Below are 5,409 nucleotides of genomic sequence, written 5' to 3'. Positions count from 1 at the left end.
CACCGCCGGCGCCGACGGATCCACCGCCACCGCCGCGGCCAGCAACTCCGGCAACGTCGACGCCGGCACCGCCGCACCACCCGTGCGGGACAGGACCTCACGACGTTCACTCGAATCGAGAAGTTCGAGATCGCCGAGCACCGCGTCCGGGTCGGCGGCGACCGCCGACAGCAACCGCTGGAATCGGGTGATCAGCGAGGACGCGGTGGCCTCGTCGAACAGTTCGGTGGCGTAGTTCACCACCAGTTCCAGCCCGCCCGCACCGTTTTCGGCCAGCGAGAACTGGAGGTCGAAGCGCGCCACATCGTCGGCGATCTCCACCCCGGAGACGGTCAGCCCGGCCAGGTCCAGCGCCGGCGCTTCCTGGTTCTGGAACGACAGCGCCACCTGGAACAGCGGGTTCCGGGCCTGCGAACGCTCCGGCGCCAGCAGATCCACCAGCCGCTCGAACGGCACATCCGCATTACCGAACGCATCCAGGTCGACCTGCCGAGCCCGATCCACCAACGCGGCGAACGATTCGCCCGACCCGACCGCGGTCCGCAACACCAACGTGTTCACGAACATACCGACCAGATCGTCGAGCGCCCGCTCACCACGACCCGCGATCGGCGTACCGATCGCGATGTCATCGCTACCGGACAACCGTGCCAGCAACGCCGCCAATCCGGCATGCAACACCATGAACATCGAGGCACCGCGAGCCCGGGCCAGCGCGTTCAGATCCCACACCAGCTCGGCGTCCAGCTCGCCGTGCACCCGCGCGCCGCGCATCGACGCCACCGCGGGACGCGGGCGGTCGGTGGGCAGCACCAGTTCGTCGGGCAGATCCGCGAGCGTGTCCTGCCAGAACGCGATCTGACGGGCCATCGGGGCATCCGGGTCGTCCTCGGCGCCCAGCACCTCTCGCTGCCACAGCGTGTAGTCGGCGTACTGCACCGACAACGGCGCCCAGCCCGGCAGCTCGCCCTGGGCACGCGCCGCGTACGCGGTCATCACGTCCCGCGCCAGCGGAGCCAGTGAGAAACCGTCACCAGCGATGTGGTGCAGCACCACGACCAGAACGAATTCCCGGGGCGAGACAGCGAGGAGACGGACCCGCACCGGCACGGCGGCGGCCACGTCGAAACCGGTCGCCGCGAACTCGACGACCTGGGCCACCAGTTCGTCCGCCGACACATGCTCCGGCTCCAGAGCCGGTACGGCGCGCTCGGCCGGCAGGATCTGCTGCACCGGCCGGCCACCCTGCTCCGGGTACCTGGTCCGCAGCGATTCGTGCCGGGCCACCACATCGCCGAGCGCGGCGCGCAAGGCCGCCACGTCGAGATCGCCGGTGAGGCGGATCGCCATCGGCAGGTTGTAGGCCGCCGACGAGGTGTCGTACTGGTTGAGGAACCACATCCGCTGCTGCGCGTACGACAGCGGCACCAGTTCCGGCCGCGGCCCGGCCACCAACTCCGGCCGGGACCGTCCACCGGACTCCTCCACCTGGAGAGCGAGCGCGGCCACGGTCGGCGCCTCGAACAGCGCGCGGACCGCCACCTGGGTACCGAGTGCCGCGCCGATCCGGGCCGCGACCTGCATACCGATCAGGGAGTTACCGCCCAGCTCGAAGAAATCGTCGTCCGCGCCGACCCGGTCCACGCCCAGCACATCGGCGAAGGTCGCCGCCACGATCTCCTCGATCGGCGTGGACGGCGCCCGGAACGCCCGGGCCGCGAAGACCGGTTCGGGCAGCGCCCGGCGATCGAGCTTGCCACTGGCGTTCAGCGGGAAGGCGTCGAGCACCACGAACGCGGCGGGCACCATGTAGGAGGGCAACCGGCCCGACAGGGCGGCGCGCAGCGCGTCGGTCTCGACCGCGACGCCAGCGGCCGGCACCACATAGCCCACCAGCTGATCCCCGGTGCGCGCGTCACCGCGGAGCACCACCACGGCCTGCGCGACCGCGTCGATCTCGGTCAGCGCGGATTCGATCTCGCCGAGTTCGATCCGCAGACCACGCAGCTTCACCTGGAAATCGGTACGACCCAGGTATTCGAGTTCACCGGCGGCGGTCCACCGCACCAGATCACCCGTGCGATACATCCGCTCCGCGACCTCGAACGGATCCGCCACAAACCGATCCGCCGACAGATCCGGACGCGCCACATACCCGCGGGCCAGCTGGGTACCGGCAAGGTACAGCTCACCCGCGACACCCACCGGAACCGGCCGCAACCGGGCATCCAGCACATACACCCGCGTGTTGAACACCGGCGCACCGATCGGCACCGACACCACGTCCGCTTCCGTCACCTCGTGGAAGGTGACATCCACCGCGGCCTCCGTCGGACCGTACAAGTTGTGCACAGCCGTCCCGGTCAACTCCCGCAACCGGTGCGCCGGCATCGGCGCCAACGCCTCACCCGAAGAGAACACCAACCGCAACGAACCACACCGCGCCGCATCGGAGGGCAGCGCCGCCACGAACACCGTCAACATCGACGGCACGAAGTGCGCCACCGTCACACCCTCGGCATCGATCACCTCCGCCAAATACTCCGGATCCCGATGACCATCCGGCTTCGCCACGACCAGACGCGCACCGACCTGCAACGGCCAGAAGAACTCCCACACCGACACATCGAACGTCGACGGCGTCTTCTGCAACACCACGTCGGTGGATTCCAGACCGTACTCCGACTGCATCCACACCAGGCGATTCACAATCGCCGCATGCGACACCGCCACACCCTTCGGACGACCCGTCGAACCGGAGGTGAAAATCACATACGCCGTATTCGACGCCCGCAACGGCGCACGACGATCCGCATCCGTGACCGCGGTATCGGCGTACGTCGAGAGGTCGATCGCGTCCACGACCACCACCGGACGGTCCGCCGTGGTGAATCCGTCCGCCGAACTCGTCAATACGCAGACCGGGTCGGCCGTGGCCAGGATGTAGTCCGTACGCTCGGCCGGCTGCTCCGGATCCAGCGGCACATACGCACCACCGGCGGTGACCACCGCGTACATCGCCACCACGAGATCCACCGAGCGCCGCATGCCGAGGGCCACCGGAACATCCGGCCCGACACCCAGCGAGATCAGATGCCGTGCCAGGCGGTTCACCCGGCCGGCGAACTCGGCGTAGGACAGACCTGTCCCCTCGAACGCCACCGCGGGCGCTTGCGGAGTGCGTGCCACCCGGTCGGCGAACAGACCGGCCAGGGTCGCGTCCGGATCGACCGCGTGCTCCGGGCCGTACCCGCCGCGCAGTACCGCCGATGCCTCCAGCGCGTCCAGCAGCGGGAGATCACCCAGCGGCCGCTCCGGCGTCTTCACCACGGCCTTGAGCAACCGGACGAAACGCTGGGCGAACTGCGCGACCGTCTCGCGGTCGAACAGATCGGTCGCGTAGGTGAAGACCGCATCGATCCCGGCCGTTCCGGTCCGCTCACCGAGATCCAGCTGGAGATCGAACTTCGCGGTCTCCAGGGGCATCTCGACCGCGCCGATCGCCAGCCCGGACAGCTCCGTGTCCACCGCCGGGGTGTTCTGCATCGCCAGCATCACCTGGAACAGCGGATGCCGGGCCTGCGAACGCACCGGATTGAGGATTTCCACCAGACGTTCGAACGGCAGATCGGCGTGCCCGAACGCGGCGATATCGGTACCGCGCACCGAACCCAGCAGCTCGGTGAACCCGGCGCCGGAATCGACCGGCGTCCGCAACACCAGGGTGTTGACGAACATGCCGACCAGATCGTCGAGGGCACGTTCACCGCGACCCGCGATCGGCGTGCCGATCGCGATATCGGTCTCCCCGGACAACCGTGACAGCAGTACCGCGAAGGCGGCGTGCACGGCCATGAACAGGGTCGCGCCTTCGGTCCGCGCCAGTTCGGCCAGCCCGGCATGGGTTTCGGCGTCGATCTCGAACGCGTGGGTGGCGCCCCGGCCCGACGAGATCGCGGGCCGCGCCCGGTCCGCCGGAAGCTCCAGCTGATCCGGCAGCCCGGCCAGCTCCTGCGACCAGTACGAGATCTGCTGGGTGATCATTGATTCGGGATCGTCTTCCGAACCCAGTACCTGCCGCTGCCACAGCGCGAAATCGGCGTACTGCACCTCCAGCGGCGCCCAGCCGGGCTCGTCGCCGGCGGTACGCGCCACGTACGCGGTCACCACGTCGCGGAGCAGCGGCGCCATGGAGAAACCGTCACCGGAGATGTGGTGGACGACGAAGCCGAGCACATGCTCGGACGCGCCGAGCCGGAAGAGCCGGGCCCGGAACGGCACGCTCGCGGTCACATCGAAGCCCGCCATCACCAGCTCGGCGAGCCGTGCGGGCAGATCGCCCGCCGTGATCTCCACCGGCGCCAGCTCTGGCAGCACCTCGGCCGCCGGCAGCACCTGCTGGAACGGAGTCCCGCCCACCTCCGGGTAGAAGGTCCGCAGCGATTCGTGCCGTACCAGCACATCACCGACGGCGGCCGCCAGGGCGGCCGTGTCGAGCTCACCGGACAGCCGGACCGCGACCGGGATGTTGTCCACGAACGAATCCGGGTCGAACCGGTTCAGGAACCACATCCGCTGCTGCGCCAGCGACAGCGGCACCCGTTCCACGACCTCGCCCGACTCCAGGACCTGGGTCGGACGCGGTTGCGGCACCAGCGCGGCCCGCCCGCCGGTCTCGGACCGCAGTTCCGCGCGCGCGGCCAGGGCGGCCACGGTGGGCGCCTCGAACAGCGTGCGCACCGGGACGTCGACATCCAGCGCCCGGCCGAGGCGGGCCGCGACCTGGGTCGCGATCAGCGAGTTGCCGCCCAGGGCGAAGAAGTCGTCGTCGGCACCGATCCGGTCCGCACCGAGCACATCGGCGTAGACACCGGCCACGATCTCCTCGATCGGGGTCGACGGCGCCCGGAACTCGCGCGCCTGGAATTGCGGCTGCGGCAATGCCCTGCGATCCAGCTTGCCGGACGGGTTCAACGGGAACTCGTCCAGCTCCAGCACGGTCGCCGGCACCATGTAGGCCGGCAGTACCGCGCGGACCGCGTCGAGCAATTCCCCGGATTCGATCCGCGCGCCCGTCGCGGGCACCACATAGGCGACGAGCTGTTCGCCCAGCGGCGAGGTCGCGACCGTCACCACGGCCTGACCCACCTGCGGTTGTGCCAGCAGGGCGGATTCGATTTCGCCGAGTTCGATCCGCAGACCACGCAACTTCACCTGGAAATCGGTACGACCCAGATACTCCAACTCACCCGCAGCAGTCCACCGCACCAGATCACCCGTGCGATACATCCGCTCCGCAACCTCGAACGGATCAGCCACGAACCGATCCGCCGACAGATCCGGCCGCGCCACGTATCCGCGCGCCAACTGCACGCCCGACAGATACAACTCGCCCGCGACACCCACCGG

The 5,409-nt window shown here is 69.2% G+C and carries 1 protein-coding gene; it reads right to left on the bottom strand.

From position 1 onward, the window contains the following. Positions 1-5,409 (bottom strand): amino acid adenylation domain-containing protein (locus ABZV91_RS32115; protein WP_355249473.1); only part of this gene is annotated, 5,409 nt, incomplete at both ends.

This window comes from Nocardia sp. NPDC004568, from assembly GCF_040609955.1.
Lineage (GTDB): Bacteria > Actinomycetota > Actinomycetes > Mycobacteriales > Mycobacteriaceae > Nocardia.
Note: the sequence above shows the minus strand (reverse complement) of the source record. Positions and strands in the feature narration are given on the sequence as shown.